17 protein-coding genes and 1 tRNA gene are annotated in these 23,171 nt (G+C 33.2%); 2 read left to right on the plus strand and 16 right to left on the minus strand.

Annotation, left to right across the window (positions count from 1 at the left end; translation table 11 throughout):
* Positions 1-324: 324 nt before the first annotated feature.
* Positions 325-3,051, plus strand: coding sequence for a CRISPR-associated helicase Cas3' (gene cas3 / locus H3S73_RS04125; protein WP_198235653.1), 2,727 nt, complete (start codon positions 325-327; stop codon positions 3,049-3,051).
* A 160-nt stretch (positions 3,052-3,211) separates the two neighbouring features.
* On the opposite strand, the gene H3S73_RS04130 is transcribed toward cas3, so the two are convergent.
* The 14 genes from H3S73_RS04130 to H3S73_RS04195 form a co-directional block, all read right to left on the minus strand.
* Positions 3,212-3,928, minus strand: coding sequence for a hypothetical protein (locus H3S73_RS04130; RefSeq protein WP_198235654.1), 717 nt, complete (start codon positions 3,926-3,928; stop codon positions 3,212-3,214).
* An 826-nt stretch (positions 3,929-4,754) separates the two neighbouring features.
* Positions 4,755-5,831 carry a hypothetical protein gene (locus tag H3S73_RS04135; protein WP_198235655.1) on the minus strand — a complete coding sequence of 359 codons (1,077 nt, stop codon included), beginning with the start codon at positions 5,829-5,831 and terminating at the stop codon, positions 4,755-4,757.
* 59 nt (positions 5,832-5,890) lie between these two features.
* A complete protein-coding gene (locus H3S73_RS04140) occupies positions 5,891-6,127 on the minus strand; it encodes a hypothetical protein (protein ID WP_198235656.1) in 237 nt (78 codons plus the stop codon).
* Between the two features lie 46 nt (positions 6,128-6,173).
* Positions 6,174-6,689: a ClbS/DfsB family four-helix bundle protein gene (locus H3S73_RS04145; protein WP_198235657.1), complete on the minus strand. Its 516-nt coding sequence runs from the start codon at positions 6,687-6,689 to the stop codon at positions 6,174-6,176.
* Positions 6,690-6,702: 13 nt separating this feature from the next.
* Complete coding sequence (locus tag H3S73_RS04150; protein ID WP_198235658.1) at positions 6,703-7,017, minus strand: chorismate mutase; 315 nt, start codon at positions 7,015-7,017, stop codon at positions 6,703-6,705.
* 547 nt (positions 7,018-7,564) lie between these two features.
* A tRNA-Ala gene (locus H3S73_RS04155) sits at positions 7,565-7,640 on the minus strand.
* A 125-nt stretch (positions 7,641-7,765) separates the two neighbouring features.
* Complete coding sequence (secF, locus tag H3S73_RS04160; RefSeq protein WP_198228906.1) at positions 7,766-8,764, minus strand: protein translocase subunit SecF; 999 nt, start codon at positions 8,762-8,764, stop codon at positions 7,766-7,768.
* Positions 8,765-8,776: 12 nt separating this feature from the next.
* On the minus strand, positions 8,777-10,633 hold the full coding sequence (secD, locus tag H3S73_RS04165) for a protein translocase subunit SecD (protein ID WP_198228870.1): 1,857 nt from the start codon (positions 10,631-10,633) through the stop codon (positions 8,777-8,779).
* 60 nt (positions 10,634-10,693) lie between these two features.
* Positions 10,694-11,026 (minus strand): preprotein translocase subunit YajC, encoded by a 333-nt coding sequence (gene yajC / locus H3S73_RS04170; RefSeq protein WP_065737824.1) that lies wholly within the window; start codon positions 11,024-11,026, stop codon positions 10,694-10,696.
* Positions 11,027-11,215: 189 nt separating this feature from the next.
* Positions 11,216-13,207 (minus strand): NADH-quinone oxidoreductase subunit N, encoded by a 1,992-nt coding sequence (gene nuoN, locus H3S73_RS04175; protein ID WP_198235659.1) that lies wholly within the window; start codon positions 13,205-13,207, stop codon positions 11,216-11,218.
* A 6-nt stretch (positions 13,208-13,213) separates the two neighbouring features.
* Positions 13,214-14,758 carry a NuoM family protein gene (locus tag H3S73_RS04180; protein ID WP_198228872.1) on the minus strand — a complete coding sequence of 515 codons (1,545 nt, stop codon included), beginning with the start codon at positions 14,756-14,758 and terminating at the stop codon, positions 13,214-13,216.
* A gap of 17 nt (positions 14,759-14,775) precedes the next feature.
* Positions 14,776-16,446, minus strand: coding sequence for an NADH-quinone oxidoreductase subunit L (locus H3S73_RS04185; protein ID WP_198235660.1), 1,671 nt, complete (start codon positions 16,444-16,446; stop codon positions 14,776-14,778).
* A gap of 173 nt (positions 16,447-16,619) precedes the next feature.
* Positions 16,620-16,922: an NADH-quinone oxidoreductase subunit NuoK gene (gene nuoK / locus H3S73_RS04190; protein ID WP_065737828.1), complete on the minus strand. Its 303-nt coding sequence runs from the start codon at positions 16,920-16,922 to the stop codon at positions 16,620-16,622.
* Position 16,923: 1 nt separating this feature from the next.
* Positions 16,924-17,415, minus strand: a complete 492-nt coding sequence (locus H3S73_RS04195; RefSeq protein ID WP_065737829.1) for an NADH-quinone oxidoreductase subunit J — start codon at positions 17,413-17,415, stop codon at positions 16,924-16,926.
* A 351-nt stretch (positions 17,416-17,766) separates the two neighbouring features.
* Here H3S73_RS04195 and ppc point away from each other — a divergent pair, with 351 nt between their 5' ends.
* Positions 17,767-20,412, plus strand: a complete 2,646-nt coding sequence (gene ppc, locus H3S73_RS04200; RefSeq protein WP_198235661.1) for a phosphoenolpyruvate carboxylase — start codon at positions 17,767-17,769, stop codon at positions 20,410-20,412.
* Between the two features lie 38 nt (positions 20,413-20,450).
* On the opposite strand, the gene H3S73_RS04205 is transcribed toward ppc, so the two are convergent.
* Positions 20,451-21,509: an SEL1-like repeat protein gene (locus tag H3S73_RS04205; RefSeq protein ID WP_198228876.1), complete on the minus strand. Its 1,059-nt coding sequence runs from the start codon at positions 21,507-21,509 to the stop codon at positions 20,451-20,453.
* 132 nt (positions 21,510-21,641) lie between these two features.
* The gene (gene ubiD / locus H3S73_RS04210; RefSeq protein WP_232352925.1) at positions 21,642-23,108 is read right to left on the minus strand and encodes a 4-hydroxy-3-polyprenylbenzoate decarboxylase; all 1,467 of its coding nucleotides are present in this window, start codon (positions 23,106-23,108) and stop codon (positions 21,642-21,644) included.
* Positions 23,109-23,171 lie beyond the last annotated feature (63 nt).

Raw genomic sequence — 23,171 nt, forward strand, 5'->3', positions numbered from 1 at the left:
AAAAAGTTTCAGGTTAACATAACGTTTCAGTATAAAACTCTAAATTATTATCTGTATTTTTATATTAAACCAGTTATATTAGTATCAGAACAAATTATAAGCTTTCTATTCATTAGAATCTAAATAGATTAGTAAACAACCTTAACAAAAGAATTAACCACAAAAAATCGATTTACTAGCACAATATCTGTTTAGCTAAACGATAGGGCATATAATAAAATTAATTATATGAAGTTATTTGGTTTTTCTTTATATTTTTAGTTCTGTTATCCAATAAAAAATATGAATCAATCTATCGACAATTAAAAAAGGATAATAATTATAATGGCGGAATCTTTTTATCAATATTGGGGAAAATGTCGACAAAATACCGATAATTCTTCCTATCATTTGCTTGCTTACCACAATTTGGATGTAGCGGCATGCGGTTATCAGATAGTCAAACACAATTATTTCAATTCTTTTGAATTATTTGAAAAAATAGGTTTTTCTTCAAATGACAAAGAACAAGCCGCACTTTGGTTTGCCTATTTTTTAGCTTGGCATGATATTGGTAAATTTGCTAATGGATTTCAAAAATTATTTAAGCACAATAACCCACAACTTGTTGCCGCTGATCCCTCAAAAGAATATTTATCAAGACATGACTCACTGGGTTGGTGGTTATGGCGTGAATCCTTATCACTCAAGCCAGAAATTCAACTAGACAAATATGATATAAAAATTAAGAATTTATATAATATTTGGTTATTAATCATGACTGGGCATCATGGAAAGCCTCCTGAACTACTAAAAAATATAAAAGGCATTTTAGCATTTAATGAACAAGATAAAGAAAGTGCATCCGATTATATTCAAGCAATTAATCAGCTTTTTATTAAAGATAATAAATTACAACATTATCCAGAATTTTTTATCGATAAAACACATCAAGAAAAACTGAACCAAATAAGTTGGTTGATTGCTGGTTTAACGGTTATCAGCGATTGGTTAGGATCAAATGAGCAGTTATTCTCATTTAATTGGCAAGTGATGCCATTATCGGAATATTGGCAAAATCATGCAATCATTCAAGCTGAAAATGCCATAGCAACTCTACCCAAATTATCTTCTGTTGCTCAATTTAAGAATATTAAAAATCTCTTTCCCTTTATTGAAAGGCCAACACCACTACAAGAGTACGCATTATCCTGTCAATTATCTGATAAGCACCCTGAATTGTTTATTATGGAAGATGTGACGGGTGCAGGAAAAACCGAAGCATCAATGATTTTAGCAAGCCGATTAATGTCAGCCCAAAAAGTACAAGGAATTTATATTGGTCTACCAACTATGGCAACAGCTAATGCCATTTATCAACGCACCGCAAATGTCTACGAAAAATTATATCAAACAGGTAGTCATCCATCATTAGTGTTGACTCACGGCGCTAGCTATATGAATCCAAATTTTACCCAATCCATTTTAACGAACGATCATATCAGCCAACAAAAATATTCTAATGGTGAACAATCTGTCAGTGCTGAATGTAACGAATGGTTTGTTGATACTCGTAAAAAAGCCTTATTAGCAGAAGTTGGCGTAGGTACACTGGATCAGGTTTTAATGGCTATCATGCCATTTAAACATCAATCATTGCGTTTATTAGGTCTGCGACATAAATTACTTATATTAGATGAGGTTCATGCTTATGACAGCTACATGGTAACGCTGCTAGAAGTATTACTTAATTATCACGCCTCACAAGGCGGTAGCGCCATTATCTTAACTGCCACATTACCTGGGTTTTTACGTGAAAAGTTACTTAATGCATTCAATAAAGGTTTAACAAATAACCAACAAACCTTATCTTTAAATCAGTCATTACCGTTTCCGCTTATAACGAGACTTAATTATCATGGTCTGACTGAACAACCAATAGATACCCGGGAAGAAGTAAAACGTCAGGTTAAAATAGCATGGATTGAGGACATTGAAACCGGTATAACTAAAATTCAACAATCAATAGAACAAGGTAAAATTATCTGCTGGATTAAAAATAGTGTAGCTGATGCTATTGAGTTATATCAGCAACTACAGCTACAACGACAACATACCTTGAATATAGACGCTGATCATATTTTACTTTTTCATAGTCGATTTGCTTTTTGTGATCGACTGGAAATTGAAGAAAAAGCCTTAACATGGGCAGGAAAATCCTCAAATAGTGAAATTCGCCAAGCAAAAGTGATCATTGCAACCCAAGTCATAGAACAATCTTTAGATCTTGATTTTGACGAAATGATAAGTGACATAGCCCCTATCGATCTATTGATACAACGTGCTGGGCGTTTACAACGGCATGTAAGAGATAAACACGGTAATATCAAACCTGATAATAAAGAGAATCAATCAAAGGATGAGCGAGACCCACCTGTTCTTACTGTGTTTGCACCACCTTGGCAAGATGAACCGCAAAAAGATTGGCTGGATAATCCTGCTTTTCGCAATACCAGTTATGTATACCCTAATCACGCTTATTTATGGCTCACTCAAAAAATCCTACTTAAGCAAGAATATATCAAAATGCCTCAAGAGGCACGTTTATTGATTGATTCTGTTTATGCTCAAGATATTGAGCCTCCGTCAGGGTTATCAGAAGTTTACTATAAGGAAAAAGGAAAATCGCTTAGTCACTCTTCTATTGCCAATCAGAGTGTATTAGATATTAACAGTGGTTATAGACGAGACTCCGATAGCTATTGGGATAAGAATGTTGAATTGTCCACCCGATTATCTAAAGATAATATCGATCTATATTTAGCTTATTATAATGAAGAACACGAAATAATCCCTTATAGTGTTAATAGCGAATATGCATGGGAACAAAGCCGAGTTTCAATCAGCCTATCCAAATGGAAAAGAATAAAAAAAAGTATTAAACAACTTGATGACATAAGTTTAGAAAAAAAAAGGCAACAACTGCATAGACCGCAAGCCATCATTGTTTTACTTGAAAAAGGAGATGGTCCATCTTTTTACTCAAAATCATTAGGTTTTCATGCTAACTGATCGAAACACTAACTATTAAATTTCAGGAAAATTAACTGATTTAAATTAGAGATGAAATGCAGTAAAAAATAAGTGAACAAGCAGAAAGTGAAGAAATATCGCATTATTATGCAGTGTTGCCACATATTTAATAACTTTAAAAAAGGAGCTATTGCTCCTTTTATTTCCAACTTACAATACGAATTGGATTGCCATTTGAATCAACAATCGCTGTGACAGTATTTTTAGTAATCTTACCACTATCACCCTTTTTACCATTAAACGTAGTAGTAATTGTTAACGTATTATCGTCATTTTCAACATATTTAGTTTCAAGATGTTTATAATTGCTTACATCTTTCATTTTAAATTTTATAAATTTTTCAAGTTTACGATGAGCACCATTTTCACCCATAAATTGAGAGCTTATCATTTGTAGTCTTTCTACTATTGGCTTTAACTCAGCGTGTTTAGTTTTATATTCCGAATTATCAGGAACGAGTTCTAATAATTTACTGTATAAATCAAATCGTTTCTGTAATTCAGATTCAGGGGTTGCATTAAGCTCATTTGACAAATCTGTAATTTGTTTCTGGGTGTTAACTTTTGTTAACTCTGCTTGAGCCTGATCTTTCAATTTTAACAATGCTTCGTCTTCTGTAACCTGATATTTACTGGCTAAAGAAATCGCTTCATCATATTTTTCTTCAGTGATTAGCTGATTAATTTGTGAAAAAATATTTTCTTTATTTGAATTAAACTCAGAAATGAGCGCTTTTTTTTCTTTTTCTATCTGATTATCACCATCACTTAATGAAGTTTGTGTAAAAAACCAAAATGCGCCAACAATCAAACAACCACCCAAAAAACAAGCTAAAACTCGCTGCCATGTTTTCATAAAAATCCTTAATCCATTGACTACTAAAAAAAGACTGCCTACTTTACAACAATTTAATTATTTGACAAATATTCTTTTGTAAAGAACATGATATAAAACTACAATTTTTAATTTGTAAATACATCATAGTATAAAAAGCTAAAGTTATAAAACCTTTTGCTATAAGCTATCTTATCATTCTCAACAGGTTATCCGCATTAACTTTTTTGTGTATAAACTCACCGATAATAGTAAAATTGTGTTTTTGATCACATTAAATTCATCAAAATGAGGGATAAGTTTAATTACTAATGAGTGTGAGGATTTAAAAAAACATTCTATCCATAAAATAGATAGGTCAACTTTTAGATTTAATGAATTTATTAAAGAATAGTATTAAAAATCATATGTATTACTGTATCGCCTTTAAATAATAAATTTATTTACCAGTAAAGGTAACTAAAATTGATTTGATCCTTAGCAGACAAATTTAACTTTATGTATATAGGAAACGTTTATCCCTATATAGGAAAAAAACAATTTAATTATAACCACCTGTTAAATAATTAAAATAATCAATTAAAAACGCTACCAATTTTTTTAGTTTTATACTGAAACATACCCATTTCCTCAAACTTTTTGACAAAATAACAATAATATTAAGGATTGTAATTTAGCTATATTGCTGACTCTAGCTGGTTAATCAATATACATTCTGATTTATTTAATTAAGTGTTCTCGTTAATCATTTCTCTTAAAGTTAAATGAGTTTTCTTTAATCCATTTAATTATTTTACTGTGCTTGTTACTGTGATAACTTGTTTTATGCCAAATATTCAAATTCAAACTAATCTAAATTAGAGATAAACGGTTTTCCTTTAATCCATTTAGTTATGTTACCGTGTTCTTCACTTTTATAACTTATTTTGTACCAAAGAATATCGTCTTGGTATTCATTCAAAATCTCATCTAAAATTGTAACAAAATCGTGTTTGACTAGGTAAATATTTGTTGCCGAGTTATCATCGGGTTGATTATAAAGTTGTGTTTTTTTATCATTCTGTATATAAGATTTGATGTTTCTTTTTATTGGCGATTCGTTTAATAATGCCGATAAGGCATTTTTATCATAAAACTTTATATTCCCTTTAGAGTCAACAATATCCAGACCAATAAAACGTTCTGGAATAAAAGGATTACCCATACGTTGATAAATTTCATCTTGTTGTTTAAATTGGTATTCTTTTTCTTTGTTTGCTATAACAACCATATATTTATTCAACTTATAATCTTTTATGGATGAATAGCGACGGTAAAAACTGATATCATCGATTTTGCCGATAAAAACATCAAAATTTTTGTATTTCAGACTCTTCTTATTCTCAGTAAAATCTGAAAAATCATATATTAATTCTAAATAAAACTCAGGAAGTAAATTGTCAAATCCCTCTTCAACTTCTCCAAAGCCATCTTGAACAATTTGCAAATCACCACAATAAGAATATTTAACTTTTATTCCAGTTGTTAATGTCTTATCCATGTATGAACATTCAACCATTACATTATTATCATCAATGATTATGGGAATATAAGCCTCAACATTTTTTGGTGATTTGAAAGTATAATGGAATACGGGTGTATTTTTATCATCCCAGTTTGAAAACATGACACCAATCTTACCTGCCATTCCAATAACATTTTTAAATGTTTTATTAAAATTTTTGCCGTGTATTTCTAATATAGCGGGATATGGAAAAACTCTATCTTGATCTTCATCTTCACAAAAGTAAGATGTGAATTTATAAGGTTGATTGTTAATATCAAATTGATAATCTTTAACAGAGGTTTTATTGGTACAAGGCTCCTTGGCGTGACAAACGATACTAATTGTCATCACTAACAGTAATAAGAACATTTTTTTCATATCAGAGCTTCTCAACTAAAATGATTATTTTTTCATTTTATCTTGTAACTATAAATATTTTAGCTATTTTTTTGTACTAAATGCAAAATATTGAGTATTGCAGTTTTTGCTTGATGACTATTTTTCCAACAAGTTGAGCCTGTTAATAATGCGCCTTTGTTAAGAATTTCATCCAAAGAAGCATTGCGTAATTTATCGAAAGAATCAAGTTGCATTTCTTCAAGTCTTTCAATAATTTTAGTGCCAACAAATTTTAGTTCTAATAATTGCTGGCGTTCGGTTTCTGAAAAAGCCATATTCATCCTATTAGGTTATATAGTTATATTTAATATTAAGTTACTTTTAAACTGGATTGTTGAGTTTTTTCCACTTTCTGATTTTCGATCTAAACGATTTAAATGGCGCAACAGAATTGATGTGAATAAAACGAGCGACTGTCCAAGATTCAGGATAAGGTTTAGTCCAATTACGAACATCTTTAATAAATAAGGTATCATCATTTAAAGACTCAATCCAATTGTTCCAAATCGTAATTTGTTGGTTAAATGATTGGATTAATTCTGATAGAGGAAGATCTTGATAGGTATCATAGAATGTTTGATATAAACAGCCTAAACGATTCCATTTATACCCAGGTGCAGGTAACTCGGGCGTTTTTCCTGCTAGTTCGTCATCATCCCAAGATTTAACTAATTTTAACCAGCCTAACTGATAAGCAATCATTTGGGCGGGTGTACGATCAACACCATCAATTAAAAGATTTTTTTCAGATTCTGATAAATCAGTAAATTCATTGATAAATAGCTTGGCGGTTTTATTTATTTCATCCAATAACTGTTGTTTACTTGCATAAGCCATACAGAAACTATCCTTATTTTTCTTTATTATTAAATTGTTTTAATTCTTCATCAATAAAATAACGAACCAAATTAGCATATAACTCTTTAATCACATCACCATTTAGTCCTAACTCATTTGCCCAAAGCTTTCGTTGTTCAAGCATACTGTCAAAACGGGTTTTTGCTTGTACGTCATTAGCATTTTTCTTAAATTTACTGGCCGCTTTGACATACTCAAAACGAGTAGCAAATAGTTTAATAACAGTATGATCAATTTTATCAATCTCAGTACGAATATCATTCATATCATAACATTGTTTAGGTGATCGGGTAGAGTTATATTCCATGTTAGTTAACCTTTAGATAGTTATTAATATTGTAGCGATAATGATGGTATGTTATCTCTAAAACTTTATTACTAAAGTTTAATGAGTCCATGATCTTCAATTAAATTGATTTCAGGAAACAAAGCTCATTTACTTTATCCACAATATAATTTTTGGCTTGTTCAATATAATAATAACAGCAACAAATATACTACACCGTTACTTCAAATAAGTAACTCAATTATAAAATTACTAACATTATTAGTTTTTTTGTCGAATAACATAATTTTAATAAGATTGGCTGAAAAATTTTGTTTGTTAAATACACTACGTGTTAATTTTTCAGTTTATGCATCGCTAATTTAATTTTATATTTAATCTAAGTACAACCAATATTTATAGGATGATATATTTTTTTAAAGGAATACTGTCGGTATGACTCAACATATACCTAAAAATTCTGGTTGTAAATGTATCTTACTGGAGCTTAATGAATAATAAAATAGACTTCAAGCCTTGTGTTTGTTGGGTTTTAAAGGATTTAAAAGAATGTTACTGAATAGTGAATTGGTGGAGCCAAGGGGGATCGAACCCCTGACCTCAACGCTGCCAGCGTTGCGCTCTCCCAGCTGAGCTATGGCCCCAATAGAAAGGTAGAAACTGCGGGTAATGATATGCAACTAAAGATTAAGTGTCAATCTATTTGATGTTATTTGTCTGATAATTAATCAAAAAATTTCTGCCACAATAAATGTGGCAGAATATGGGTTTAAGGTAATATTGAAGGTTGATCGGCGCCTTCAGCCTCTACTTTTGGAGGCATAAAGTGCTCACGTTTAACACCTAGTTTAAGTGACATGTACGCAGCCACATAAATCGATGAAATCGTACCAAGTACGATACCAACGCCTAATGTTTCTGAGAAGCCTTTCAACATAGAACCACCAAAAATATAAAGGATAACAACCACAGCAAGCGTTGTACCTGATGTCATTAAGGTTCGATGCAATGTCTGAGTTAAAGAGATGTTAATAACATCGTAAGGTGATGCTCGACGTATTTTTCTAAAGTTTTCACGAATTCGATCGAATACCACAATCGTATCATTAAGTGAATAACCTATTATTGATAGCATCGCCGCAATAATTGTTAGATCTAATTCACGTTCAAACAGTGATAAATACCCAGCAGTTATTACAACATCATGTGCTAATGCAACTACCGCACCAGTACCAAATCGCCATTCAAAACGAAATGCAATATAAATCAGAATACAAACTAATGCTGCACAAATTGCCAAAATACCATCTTGAGCAAGTTCTGCACCAACCGTTGGTCCAACAAATTCAATTCGTTTAATTTGTGCATCTTCATCAATTTCTTTATGTACTAAATTAGAAATTTTTGCACCCAATTCATTATCAATTACTGATGATATACCACCGTCCTCTTGTTTAGCGGAAGGTAATCGAATGATAATATCTTTACTGCTACCATAGTACTGCACAATCGGTTCATGATAACCCTCATTACGCAAACTATTACGTAGATCATCAAGATTAACGTCTTTGGTTACGGTTATTTCAACAGTCGTACCGCCTGTAAAATCTTGTCCAAGATTAAAACCTTTGACAAAGATAATAACAAACGATGCCACTACCAATAACATTGAGATAACAAAAGCAACAAAGCCAAATTTTAAAAAGTCGAGGACTCTGCGGCCATGATTCAATTCTCTTACATCATGATTTTCATTTTTATTAACAATCACAATAAACCTCTAAATTGATAACTTATTAACACGGCGACCGCCATAAATAAGATTGGCTAATGCACGAGTACCTACAATCGATGTAAACATTGATGTAATGATACCTATACCCAATGTTATAGCAAAACCTTTGATTGATCCTGTGCCGACGGCATAAAGGATAACCGCAGTAATTAATGTAGTTAGGTTAGCATCAAAAATACTACTCCAAGCGCCTGCATATCCTTCATTTATTGCATGTTGAACACCACGACCATTACTAAGCTCTTCTTTTATTCGCTCATTAATCAGAACATTGGCATCAACCGCCATACCGACCGTTAACACTATTCCTGCAATACCAGGCATACTTAATGTTGCTCCAGGCAATAGAGACATGATTCCGACAATTAAAATAAGATTAGCGATTAATGCAAGGCTCGCAAATACACCAAACAAACGATACATGATTAACATAAAGATGACAGAAACTAATAAGCCCCATACACAAGATTCTAAACCTTGTGTAATGTTCTCTTGTCCCATTGATGGTCCAACTGTACGTTCTTCAATAATTTGAATTGGTGCAATTAATGCCCCCGCTCTTAATAGTAGGGATAAGTTTCTAGCTTGATCAACGCTGCTTATACCCGTTACTTGGAATCGTTCACTAAAAATACCTTGAATTGTCGCAACGTTAATAACACGTTCTTGTTTTTCAAGAATCGGTTTATCATTTTCATCACGTTTGCCGGTATCTTTATATTCAACAAATAATGTAGCCATTGCTTTATGAATATTTTTTTGAGTGAAGTTTAACATTGCCTTACCGCCTGAACTATCAAGCGTAATGGAAACTTCTGGTTGACCATATTCATTAACTCTAAACGACGAGTCGGTAATATGATCACCCGTTAAAACGATGCGTTTATAGAGTAAAACAGGACGCCCATTTTCCATATATTTGATTTCAGATCCGTAAGGTACACGCATTTCACCTGCAAGCATGGCTGGTAAATTAGCCGTGTTTTCTTCATTTACTTGTCTAAATTCAAGGGTAGCAGTTGCACCTAAAATACTTTTAGCTAATGCTGTATCTTGAATACCAGGTAATTCGACGACAATTCGATCTGCACCCTGGCGTTGGACAATTGGTTCAGCTACACCTAATTGATTTACCCGATTACGTAAAATGGTCGTATTTTGTTGAACTGCATCATTTTTAGCTTGTTGTAATCGTTGTTCACTAACGCTTAAGGTAATACTGTTTTCAGTTTGAGAGATAAGTTTAAAATCTGGAATACCATTGATCTTAGTAATAGCTTTGTTACGATCTTCGGTATTATCAAATTGCATGACAATTTGTTGGTTACCGTCTTTATTAAGAGCTTTATATTTTAATTTACTATTATTAAATTCAAATCTTAAATTTTCAATGGATTGTTCTGTGAGTTTACTTAATGCAGTGGTCATATCAACTTCCATTAAGAAATGAACACCACCTCGTAAGTCTAAACCGAGTTTCATCGGCTCTGCACCTAATACAGTAAGCCATTTTGGTGTTGCTGGGGCCAAATTCAAAGCAACAATATAAGCGTCACCTAGCTCTTTGGAAATCAACTCTTTAGCTTTTAGCTGAGTATCATTATCACCAACACGGATTAAGATAGATTTATTTTCAAAAACAAATGATTTGGTTTCAATGTGGTTATCTGCCAGAATTTTTCTGATTTTATCTTGCGTGGTAATATCAATGTCAGAAGTATTTGAACCAGAAATCTGTATAGCAGGATCTTCACCATAAATATTTGGAAGTGCGTAAAGAAGGCCGACGCAAATCACGACGACCAACATAATGTACTTCCACAAAGGATAGCGATTTAACACGACGTATTCTCTTGTGGGATTAGGTAATTAACACAATGAACTATAATAGGAAACACACTATTATAGTGATTTCATTGTCCCTTTTGGTAAAACAGATGTGATAAAGTCACGTTTGATCACAACTTGAGTTGAATCATTTAATTCTAACGCAATATAACCATTTTCGTTAACTTTTGCTACTCGACCAATAAGTCCACCATTAGTTAATACTTCATCACCTTTAGAAATAGCAGCCATTAAGTCACGATGAGCTTTAGCACGTTTTTGTTGTGGGCGCATAATCATAAAATAGAAAAACAAACCAAATACAACTAGCATGATAGGTAAGAAATAAGGATTATTTTCAACTGTAGCGCCATCAGCAGCATAAGCATTAGAGATTAAAAAGTCCATACAGGTCCTCTTGATTCAAATATAATATTAAAGGTCAGAATTATAACACAAGAAACAAATCTGTTATTAACTATTTCTTGTCAAGAAGTTTCAGGTTCACTATACATTTAAGTATAAAAAATAGCGTTCTATATTGGATAATACTATGATAATTCCGCCAACATAATAATGAAGGCGGAAACGTATTTATTAGGTTGTTAAGTATTGCGCCATGCTTACCAAGTTGAATAACCATTTTGGATAAATGCCACAAATTAAAATTAATAGTGCAGATAAACCAATAATAAGTTCACTTGTTTTTATATCTTGCCATTTCAATTTAATTACTGGATTGTTTAGCAATTGATCATCGCGATAAGTCGGTCTGATATAAAGATTGATTATCAAACGTGCATAGAAATAGAGTCCTAATGCACTACCTATTACTACAGCGGCTATCAACCACCACAATTCCGCAGTGACGCCTAATAATACCAGTAAAAAACGACCTATAAAGCCTGCTGTAAGCGGAACCCCCGCTAATGATAATAAGCCAATTCCCATGGTTAATGCTAATATTGGTCTACGCCAAAATAGACCTGAGAGGTCAACTTCGTTTTCATGATCTTGTAGCTCGTTTGAATGAGACTCTAGACTAATAACACCCAAAATACAGATGTTTGCCAAAATATAACCGATTAAATAGACGCCAATGGTTTCTAAAGCAAGCACTTGATATTGAACAGAGATTAAAGCGATCAATAAATAACCGAAATGTGCAATTGAGGAGTAAGCAAGCAACCGTTTCAAACTAGTTTGCATTAACGCGACTAAATTACCCCATAAAATAGACAAAAAGGCCATCATGACCAAAATCATACGAATAGTTTCATTATTAACAATCGGTGCCAATAAAAACAATCTTGCAATAGCACAGAATAATGCAACTTTACCAACAGTTGATAATAGTAAAGCCACAACAGTAGGCGCGCCTTGATAAACATCAGGTAACCAAAGCTGAAATGGAACCAATGATAGTTTAAAGCCTATGCCAACGAGTATTAAACAAACTCCCATTAGTAATAAATTACTTGGATAAGACATCGTTGAGAGTTGATAACTTAAACCACTAAAAGTAAGCTCTCCTGTTGATGCATAATAAAAAGCAATTCCCATTAATAAAAATGCACTCGCCACAGCCGATAAAATCATATATTTAACGGCGGCTTCTAAAGAGTGCGTTTGTATATATTGATATCCTATTAATCCGACAAAAGGTATTGAAAGCAATTCAATACCAATAAAAAATGCAATTAAATGGCTAGCATACACAAGCGTTATACCACCTAAGGTCATGAACAATAGAATGACGTAAAAAAGACCATGAGGTAAATGCTCTTGTACAAACCAACGATAAGCCAAACAAGATACGGTAATGGCAATAATTAAAATTAAGCTAGTATATAACAATCCATAACCATCACAGGTAAAAAGCGCAGTGATCTGACGAGCTTTCCAATATTCTACAGAAGAATCTATTTTTGGATTGATATCACTTTTATTGCTATCAACCGTCGTAGCCGTCGCATCAGTATTAGCATTACTTTCAGCAGGAGTACTCGCTTCGGTATTAGCGTTCGTTACATTATTAGTACCAGTTTCTCCATTAGTGTTAGTACTAGATTCAGTATTAGCGTCAGTCCCTGAATTAGTATTAGTTTCTCCATTAGTATTAGTACTAGTTTCAGTATTAGTGTTGGTCCCTGAATTAGTATTAGTTTCGCTATTAATGTTAGTACTAGGTCCAGTATTTGTATTGGTTTCTGAATTAGTATTAATTTCACTATTATTACCTTCGGTATTGGTATCAATTTGTGTATTAACACTATTTTCATTAGGCGAAACAACAGTTTCAGTTGGAACAGCATCTACGGCAATAGTTTCCTCGTTTGAAGGCACAGCGTCTTGAATCGATGCATCAGAATTGTCTGACATTTGCATATTATCATTACTAATATTAGTAATCATTTGGGTGCTAGATGAAATATTGTATCCAATGATGACGGCACAAGCTAACGCACATCCTAAACCACATATGGTTGTCAAGGCGCATATTTTTGTATTTATTTTTAAGAAAGCTAATAAGATAAGCAAAACAATGATAGTCAAGCTTATTACAAATATAGGCGATAATGCTATCATAAGTTATTACTCTCCTACTCGTTCTGCAGTTATATTTTGCTGTGTTTGATTCACCACAGAATAAGACATATCTAAAACTATTTGCGGATATAAGCCAATAAAGACAAGTACAATAAATACACTAGCAAGTAGCAAAAGATCTCTTTTACCAAGTTGATGTTTTGTTACACAGCTTTTTTCAACAATGCCATAAAATATAGGTTGCATCCGAATAATAAAAGAAATAGACAATAGTAATAGACCAACAACAAGCAAAATTGTATAAGATGAAAACGATGAATAACTACCAAGCAACATCATATAATTTCCAACAAAATTAGCTGTGCCCGGAATACCTAAAATTGCTAACATAAAAAATAAGGTAAAAGAAGAGATATAACGTACTTGTTGCTTAAGCCCCGTAAATTGATTAATGTTGCGTGTTGAATAACATTCTACTAACAAGCCACTAATCATGAACATGCCAACGATAACTAAATTAATAGCAATCATTTGTATTACAATGCCTTGATAAGCAATAACAGAACCACTATAGATAATTGCAGTTACAAATCCCATCAAAGCGATATGTACATAAGCAATTAATTTTTTAATGTCGGTTTGAATAAACGTCAGTAATGCTGAGTAGATAACCGTGAGTAATGCCATTATCATAATTAACGGCATAATCATAATTGAAGCATTAGGAAAGAGCGGAATAACAATACGTAACAAACCGAATGTCGAGGTTGTGAGTAATAATCCGCTTATCATCATTGAACCTGTAGTTGATGATTCAATGTGCGCATCAATAAACCAGCTATGAAAAGGTACAAACGGAATACGTATAATAAAGGCAGCTAAAAAACCTAACATTAACATAAATTCAGTGTAACTTGAAATAGGTGTTTTGGTTAGTTCTTGGTAATCAAATGTCCAATGACCAGATAAAGTCCAATTAATTAAAGCTAATGAGACAATTGAAATTAACATCAGTAAACTACTAATTTGTGTATAAATTAAAAATTTACTTGCTCCATTAAAACGTAGTTGAGAATTTGAGTCTCGCCTTCCCCATAAAGAAATTAGGAAATAGATCGGGATTGCCACTGCTTCCCAAAAAAAGAACATTAAAAATAGATCGGTTATGACAAATAACATCATAATGGCAGATGTCATAAATAAAATGCATAAATAAAATAAACCAAAATTATTAGGGCTTTCTTTGCTTGAATAACCAATCGTTAGTAACACAATAAATAGAGTTGAGGTAATTAAAACTAATGATAAGCCATCTAAGACTAGATGAAAGTGAATATTAAGCAAAGGAATCCACTCAATATTAACTTCTTTTTTCCAATTATTGCCTTGTTGTAAAACCGTTATCCCCTCTTGCCATAAACTAAATGATAACAATAAAGTTATAAAAATAGTTATGAAAGCAATAATCATCGGTAATTGATACCAACGCGATACCATTCGAGAGGATCTTACAATCCGCAATAAAAATACATGGCATAACCAACTAATAAATCCACCTATAACAGGTAAAAAAACAAGCCATAACAACATGAATGATTACACCTTTATTAAATAAAAACCAGTAACATTAATATAATAATGCTACCTATAACAATAGATACCATATACCATCGAATATGCCCATTTTCTAAGCTGACAATATATGAGTTTATTTTTTTTATGCCCAACATAATCCAATTGTCCCAAATTCCTAATGGATCTTTTTTAAGCATGTTAGCTAAATACACATAAGGTTTAACAAAAATGATATTCAGTAAATAATCAAATCGCCAATCGCAATTACATAATCTTACGATAAATTTAACTATTGGCGTATTTAATACCTCTTGTACTTCACTATTTGGGTGAGCATAAAAAATATAAGCAATAACAAAGCTTAATATAGTTACTGCTGCTAACAATAATTGAAACGATAGCAGACTATTAGTATCCAGTTTGGCAATTGGAATAATATTTTGAGACAGTATAGGAAAATAGATAAAAATGGCCGTCGTAAATATCAGTAAGATAAAAATTGGACAATAACTAATCCATTTAGTTTTCGCAAATTCAGCAATTTTTGGTTTATGATAAAAGACCATAAAAATTAGGCGCCAAATACTTAAACTGGATAACAAAATACCTAATAAACCTATCGTTCCTGCCATTAAATGATCTTTTATCATTAATCCCCAAATAATATCACCCTTAATATAAAATGAAGCTGAAATCCAAGGAATCGCACTTAACGATAACATAATAATCAAAAATATGGCATAAAGAACTGGAAATGATTTTGCAAGTCCACCGAGTTTATTAATATTTCGCTCACCTTGACATTTTTTGAGTAATATTGCCGATGCTAAAATTAATAAAGTACTAGTTATAACATAATTAATTAAGCAATTAAGCGATAACCACCAACTTTGAGTTGCAAAAGCATAAAACAAATAACTAATTTGAGCTAAATTAATATAAGTTACAATTCGTTTAACATCACTTTGAACTAAGGCGATTGAGCTTGCAAATAAGATTGTTAGCGAAGCGAAAATAGTCATGATGTCTAACGTATCATTAGACATGATAAACAAGTTACTTAATCTTAAAATCAAGTATACACCAGATAATATGACAGTAGATGATTGCATTAAAGCTACCGCAGGCATTGGCGCTAATGTTGTTTCGACAAACCAAGATTGCATTGGAAAAAGAGCAGACTTACTAATAGCACCTAAAAATAGCATTAATGTGATCCAAAAGATAATATCGGAATCAATCGCTAAATTATCATGAGCTTGGGTTAAAATATTCCCTATATTTAAAGTACCTAAGGTTTGATAAAGTAAAAATACACCAATGATTAAAAAGATATCCGTTAAATGCATAAGCACAAAAGCCTTAACGGCAGCATAACCATTGCGCAATTGTTTATAATAGATGCCAATAAGTAAGTAAGTACTTATACTTACACCCTCCCAACCTATTAACATAACTAATAGATTATCAACCAATATAATGGTTAACATACTAGCGATTAATAAATTACTATAGGCATAAAAAGTATAAACATCTTTTTTTGATGTTAAATAACTTGCTGCAAAGAAATAAATTAGTAATCCCAAAAAAGCAATTATAACTAAAAAAGTTAACGATAAACCGTCTAATGTTAATGATAAAGGTACGACAAAATCCCCAACTGAAAACCAAGTCCATAATGGTCTGGTATACACTAACAACATATCCGGTACTGTGTTTTTTATAAAATCTATACAGGTAAACATAGTAATAAGATTTATTATTAGCATTGTACTAAAACCGATAATCATGACATTAATCGGCCGAAGATGCCTACCCAAGCAAACTAGCAATAGAAAAGACAGCAAGGGAATAATAATAGTTAAGTAAAGTAAATTCATCCTTTCATTTCACTCAGTGAATCAATGTTAAAGATTTTACGGCGATAAATTAATTTCGTAAGCAACGCAAGTCCTACACAAGCTTGAGCTAATACAGTAATCACCGCTAAAATAGCAAGGAGTTCTCCTTCCGATTGTTGCCAATAGCTACCTGCAGAAACTAATGCAACAATAGCACCATTATTCATAATCATAAGGCTTAATAACAAAAAATAGAGATTACGTCGAATCATTACCCCTAATAAACCTATCACAAATAAAATTGAGGCAAGAATAAGACTATACATAAGAGGAATCATATTACTTCTCCGACAAGAGTCGATGCATAAAATGATAAGAGATCACAATTGCACCTAATAATAAAAAGCCAGCGAGTTCAGATATCAAAATGTAAGCATATACTGACATTTCGTGCATCAATTCATGCGATTCGTTGATCTGTGAATAGTCAGTACTAACTACACCATAAATAAGAACAACGAGTAAAATAAATGCTAAAACTAAAGGCCCTAACCAAATTTTAGGGCTGATACCCCTTTTTCTATTTTCAACATTATCTATACGAATTCGCAATACAATGGCAACAGATAGAAACAAAGTCACTGTGCCAGCAATAAATAATAGAATGTATAAAACAACAGAAAAATATGCATCAAGCAAAATAAATATTAAGGCCGAAGAAAAAAGTGAAACCATAAAGTACAAAAGAGCCTTATCAACACGTAAGCAACTAATTGCTTTTATACCGGCAAACACCGCAATAATCGACGCAATATAGAAAACAATAAGCATCAAATAATAATCCAATATGCATTTATAGTTTTGTTAGTATATACCCAAATCATATCAAGATACAGTTTACTGACATTGTGTTAACAGAAAACAAACATAAAAAAATGAAATTTGGTTAAAAAATGATAGAAAATTTTGTTTTTATCAATCAATAAAGTATAACAAATATAATTAAAACCTTAAAAAAAATAAAAATTATAAAATTTTATGATTTAAATTCAATACAGTATTGTTATAAAGTGTATAAGTTAAACACATTAACTAACATTTATCCCAACACCTTTAAATTGTCATGCTCATTAGGCAGCTTAAAGTTTGTTTTGACTTAATAAAGATAAAAACGAGAAGATAATGAACAGTGAATATTCCTCTATGCGAAGCAACGTCAATATGCTAGGTACTTTACTAGGTGATGCAATTAAACGGGCAGCAGGCAATGATACTTTTGATTTAGTTGAACAAATCAGACAATTATCAAAATCAGCTCAACAAGGTAATAAGCAAGCTCATAATAAATTACTTAAACTAATTGAAAATCTTAACGATGAAGATTTATTACATGTGGCTCGTGCATTTAATCAGTTCTTGAATTTAGTTAACACCGCGGCAGAATATTATGGAATATCCCCACATGGTGAAGCATCAAGCAGCCCCAAAAAAATGACAGAACTGTTTAGTACGTTAAAAAATCTTAACTTCTCAAATCAGACGATTACTCAAGCCATTAATGACCTTTCGATTGAACTTGTGTTAACTGCCCACCCTACAGAGATCAATCGTCGAACCATGATAAATACTTATACTGCGATTAATAACTGTTTATCGCAACTTGATCATGACGATTTAGCTGATTATGAAATAGAGCGCATTATGCGCCGTTTAAAACAGTTAGTTTGTCAAGCATGGTACACCGATGAGATTCGTAAAAAAAGACCAACACCACTTGATGAAGCTAAATGGGGCTTTTCGGTTATTGAAGATAGTCTTTGGGAAGGGGTACCGCTTTTCTTGCGTGAATTTAATGATCAGTTAGTCGATGCATTTAATGAACAATTATCTGTTGAGCACGTTCCAATTAAATTTACTTCGTGGATGGGTGGTGATCGCGATGGCAATCCTAATGTAACAGCAAAAGTGACTGAAAAAGTCATGTTGCAAGCCAGATTAAAAGCAATTGAGCTTTTTTTAGCAGACATTCAAATTCTGGTTCGTGAATTATCCATGACTGAGTGCAGTCAATCTGTCATTGATCTATTAGATGAAAATAATAAAACAGCAACTGAACCTTATCGCGCGGTAATGAAACAATTGCGCGCACGTTTAGTAAAAACCCACAGTTTTATAGTGTCATTATTAAATAACGAACAAGTATTACCTCCAGCGGATATTTTAATTAAAAACGAACAATTGTGGATGCCACTCTATACGTGTTATGAATCATTAATCGAAAATGGCATGTCAACGATTGCACACGGACCATTGCTTGATACTTTACGGCGTATAAAAAGTTTCGGTCTGCAACTGGTTAGATTAGACATTCGTCAAGATAGTTCAGTGCACACTGAAGCACTGGATGCATTAACCAAAGAACTTAACTTAGGCAGTTATGCCGAGTGGTCAGAAGAAGAAAAACAAGCTTTTTTGTTAACTGAACTTCAATCAAATCGCCCATTGTTACCTTACCATTGGCAACCAAATGAAATGGTTCAAGAAGTTTTGGATACTTGTCGAGTTATTAAAAAAGCAGGTGAAGAATCCATTGCTTCATATGTGATCTCAATGGCCAAAGCGCCTTCAGATATCTTGGCTGTTTACTTACTATTAAAAATAGTTGACTGCCAAAAAATAATTCCTGTAGCACCATTATTTGAAACCTTAGACGATTTAAATAATGCCAAGACAGTTATGCAAAAACTGCTTGATATTCCATGGTATCGCGAAAAGATTCATGGTAAGCAGATGGTCATGATCGGCTACTCTGATTCAGCTAAAGACGCTGGAACGCTTGCTGCATCATGGGCTCAGTATCGTTCACAAGAAGAGTTAGTCAAATTATTCGAAAAATATAATATTAATTTAGTTTTATTTCATGGTCGTGGTGGCTCAATTGGTCGTGGAGGTGCTCCTGCACATGCTGCATTGCTATCACAACCACCAGGATCATTAAAAGGAGGACTTCGAGTCACTGAACAAGGTGAAATGATTCGTTTTAAACTCGGTTTGCCCGAAGTGGCACTCAGTAGTTTGATGTTATACGCATCAGCCATTTTGCAAGCAAATTTATTACCACCACCTGAACCTAAACAAAACTGGCGAGATATTATGGACGAAATGTCTGATATCTCTTGTCGTTGTTATCGTAGTTACATTCGTGAACGTTCTGAATTTGTCGATTATTTTAGAGCAGTAACGCCAGAAGCTGAATTGGGTAGGTTACCACTCGGTTCTCGTCCACAAAAAAGACGAACAGGTGGCGGTATTGAAAGTTTAAGAGCTATTCCATGGATTTTTGCTTGGACACAAAATCGTTTAATGGTTCCCTCTTGGCTTGGTGCTGGAACAGCACTTAAACAAATTATCGAAGAAGGTAACAAAAATCTACTTAAAGATATGTATCATAATTGGCCTTTCTTTAATGCACGTTTAGGTATGCTCGAAATGGTGTATGCTAAAGCAGCACCAAATATCCATGAATATTATGAACAAAGACTTGTCGATCCAGCCTTGTGGCCGTTGGGAGAAGAGTTAAGAAACTTATTAACTCAAGATATCAATACGGTACTCACTATAACCGATGATATCAGTTTGATGGCTGATCTACCATGGATTGCAGAATCTGTTGCATTACGTAATACCTACATTGAACCTCTAAATCTATTACAGGCTGAATTATTAAGTCGTTCGCGTAATCGAAATGAAGATGAAAATAGTAACGTTGAACAAGGATTAATGATCACTATTTCTGGTATTGCTGCAGGTATGCGTAACTCAGGATAGTTAAAAGCAGGAAAAAATAAAAAGAGCAATTGCTCTTTTTATTTTTCTAATAATTCATCTAAATAAGCTTTAGCATCTTGGTCACCTTGCTCACTCGCTTTAGTAAACCAATATATCGCTTTATTAATATTTTTTTCTGTTCCTTCGCCATCTAAATATTTAATAGCGAGATTATATTGAGCATCAACACTACCCTGTTCAGCCGCTTTGATATACCATTCAATGGCTTTTGTAATATCTTTTGAAACGCCTCCACCTACATCATACATAACCCCAATATTATATTGAGCATCAGCGTTACCTGCTTCAGCAGCTTTAGTAAACCAATTTGCAGCCTGTACATTATCAGGTTTAGTACCCGTCCCCGTTGCGTACATAATACCTAAATTATACATAGCAAGCACATGACCTTGTGTAGCTGCTTGAGTATAAAAATAGATAGCCGCGACATAATCTTTAGTCAACCCATCACCATGCTCTGACATCAATCCCAAATAGTATTGGGCCTCTGGATTGCTTTCTGTCGCAGCTTTACTGAACCAATCTGCAGCCAACATACGATCTTGTTCGACACCATCACCAAAAAAATACATAATACCTAGATTTAGATAAGCATCTAAAACACCTTGGTTACCCGCCTCAACAAAGTAGTTAACCGCACTTGATGGATTTTTGTCGGCACCTTCACCATTTTTATACATTAAGGCTAAATTATATTTGGCCAATGCATAATCTTGATCTGCAGCAAGTTTGTAATATTTGAACGCTTCATAGGGATCAGCAACGATCCCCAAACCTTTTTGATACATATATGCCAAATTATTTTGTGCTTTCGCTAAACCTTGCTCTGCGGCTTTTTTATACCAGAATAGTGCTCTAATATCGCTAATTTCAACACCTAATCCTTGTTTATAAATTGTACCCAGAGAATATTGTGCCTCAGCATTCCCGTTTTCAGCAGATACACGCAAAGAAGGAATCAATGCCCCTGGTTCGGCAACTTGCAAATCCATATCTGATTGCACTTTAGTTTCATTTGCCAAAGCACCATAAGAGATGGATAAAACTAGTACTAATAAGATTTGAAATTTTTTCATAATTTTTTATTACCATACCATGGTCGATAATTATACATAACCATCTTAAAAAAAATAGTTTTTATTTTATTGATTCATTTATCTACAGTACCTAATTTTAACTATAATTATTTTTCACTTGCAATATTTAATTCATAATATTCCAAGTTTGTCCCAAATTTCATCAATACGAGCAACAATTTTGGGATCTTTTTTTATTATTTTCCCCCATTCTCGACTGGTTTCACCTACCCATTTATTGGTTGCATCTAACCCCATTTTAGAACCCAACCCAGAAATAGGTGAAGCAAAATCTAAATAATCAATGGGAGTATTGTCGATAAAAGTCGTATCACGATGTGGATCCATACGTGTTGAAATCGCCCACATGACATCTTTCCAATCTCGTGCATTAATATCATCATCACAGACAATCACAAATTTAGTGTACATAAATTGACGCAAATAAGACCATACCCCCATCATGACACGCTTGGCATGCCCTGGATATTGCTTTCTTATAGTGACAATAGCAATACGATATGAGCATCCTTCCGGTGGCAAATAGAAATCTACAATTTCAGGAAATTGTTTTTGCAAAATTGGAATAAACACTTCATTTAATGCAAGTCCCATGACTGCAGGTTCATCAGGTGGTCGCCCAGTATAAGTTGAATGATAAATCGCATCTTTACGATGTGTTATATGAGTTACAGTAAAGACGGGAAATTGTTCAATTTCATTATAATAACCAGTATGATCACCATAAGGACCTTCCTGTGCTAACTCATTGGGGTCAATGTAACCTTCAAGAATAATTTCAGCCGTTGCTGGTACATCCAAATCGTTGGATAATGATTTAACTACTTCTGTTCGTTTACCCCGTAACAATCCTGCAAAAGCATATTCAGGTAAAGTATCAGGTACGGGTGTAACTGCTGCTAAAATGGTCGCAGGATCAGCGCCAATGGCAACGCTAACTGGAAATTTTTCATTAGGATGTGATTGTTGCCACTCGGCAAAATCCAGCGCACCGCCACGATGTGATAACCAGCGCATAATTAATTTATTATTACCTAAGAGCTGTAAGCGATAAATACCGACATTTTGTCGATCTTTATAAGGACCTTTGGTAATAGTCAATCCCCAAGATAATAAAGGTGCGACATCTTCGGGCCAACAGTGCATAATGGGTAAACGCGTTAAATCAACTTCATCATTTTCAAAGACCACCTCTTGACAGGGCGCTGACGATCGTTGTTTAACTGGCATATTTAAGACTTGTTTATATTTAGGTAATACATTAAAAAATTGGCGAATGCCTTTAGGTGGTTCTGGCTCGCGTAAAAACGCTAACAATTCCCCAATTTCACGCAAAGCCGAAATGTCTTCGCGTCCCATCCCCATAGCTACGCGTTTAGCCGTACCGAATAAATTACACAAGACTGGCATATCATAACCAATCGGATTTTCAAACAATAAGGCTGGCCCTTCATTACGTAATACCCGATCGGCAATTTCTGTCATTTCAAGATAAGGATTAACAGGATAAGTAATTCTTTTTAATTCGCCTTGTTGTTCAAGATAATCTAAAAATTCACGAAAATCAGGAAAGTTCATTATTATCACTCTCTATTACTTATTGATCTTTTGTAGATCATATCCAAAGGTACCTTTTAATCC

The sequence above is a fragment of the Gilliamella sp. B14384G12 genome, from assembly GCF_016101825.1.
Taxonomy (GTDB): domain Bacteria; phylum Pseudomonadota; class Gammaproteobacteria; order Enterobacterales; family Orbaceae; genus Gilliamella; species Gilliamella apicola_N.

Bases quoted from the DNA above. Each gene is read 5' to 3' on its own strand.
- cas3 (WP_198235653.1), top strand. From the start codon at position 325: ATGGCGGAATCTTTTTATCAATATTGGGGAAAATGTCGACAAAATACC.
- H3S73_RS04130 (WP_198235654.1), bottom strand. From the start codon at position 3,928: ATGAAAACATGGCAGCGAGTTTTAGCTTGTTTTTTGGGTGGTTGTTTG.
- H3S73_RS04135 (WP_198235655.1), bottom strand. From the start codon at position 5,831: ATGAAAAAAATGTTCTTATTACTGTTAGTGATGACAATTAGTATCGTT.
- H3S73_RS04140 (WP_198235656.1), bottom strand. From the start codon at position 6,127: ATGGCTTTTTCAGAAACCGAACGCCAGCAATTATTAGAACTAAAATTT.
- H3S73_RS04145 (WP_198235657.1), bottom strand. From the start codon at position 6,689: ATGGCTTATGCAAGTAAACAACAGTTATTGGATGAAATAAATAAAACC.
- H3S73_RS04150 (WP_198235658.1), bottom strand. From the start codon at position 7,017: ATGGAATATAACTCTACCCGATCACCTAAACAATGTTATGATATGAAT.
- yajC (WP_065737824.1), bottom strand. From the start codon at position 11,026: ATGGACTTTTTAATCTCTAATGCTTATGCTGCTGATGGCGCTACAGTT.
- nuoN (WP_198235659.1), bottom strand. From the start codon at position 13,207: ATGATAGCATTATCGCCTATATTTGTAATAAGCTTGACTATCATTGTT.
- H3S73_RS04180 (WP_198228872.1), bottom strand. From the start codon at position 14,758: ATGTTGTTATGGCTTGTTTTTTTACCTGTTATAGGTGGATTTATTAGT.
- H3S73_RS04185 (WP_198235660.1), bottom strand. From the start codon at position 16,446: ATGTTGTTAGTGTATACCAGACCATTATGGACTTGGTTTTCAGTTGGG.
- nuoK (WP_065737828.1), bottom strand. From the start codon at position 16,922: ATGATTCCTCTTATGTATAGTCTTATTCTTGCCTCAATTTTATTTGTG.
- H3S73_RS04195 (WP_065737829.1), bottom strand. From the start codon at position 17,415: ATGCTTATTGTTTTCTATATTGCGTCGATTATTGCGGTGTTTGCCGGT.
- ppc (WP_198235661.1), top strand. From the start codon at position 17,767: ATGAACAGTGAATATTCCTCTATGCGAAGCAACGTCAATATGCTAGGT.
- H3S73_RS04205 (WP_198228876.1), bottom strand. From the start codon at position 21,509: ATGAAAAAATTTCAAATCTTATTAGTACTAGTTTTATCCATCTCTTAT.
- ubiD (WP_232352925.1), bottom strand. From the start codon at position 23,108: ATGAACTTTCCTGATTTTCGTGAATTTTTAGATTATCTTGAACAACAA.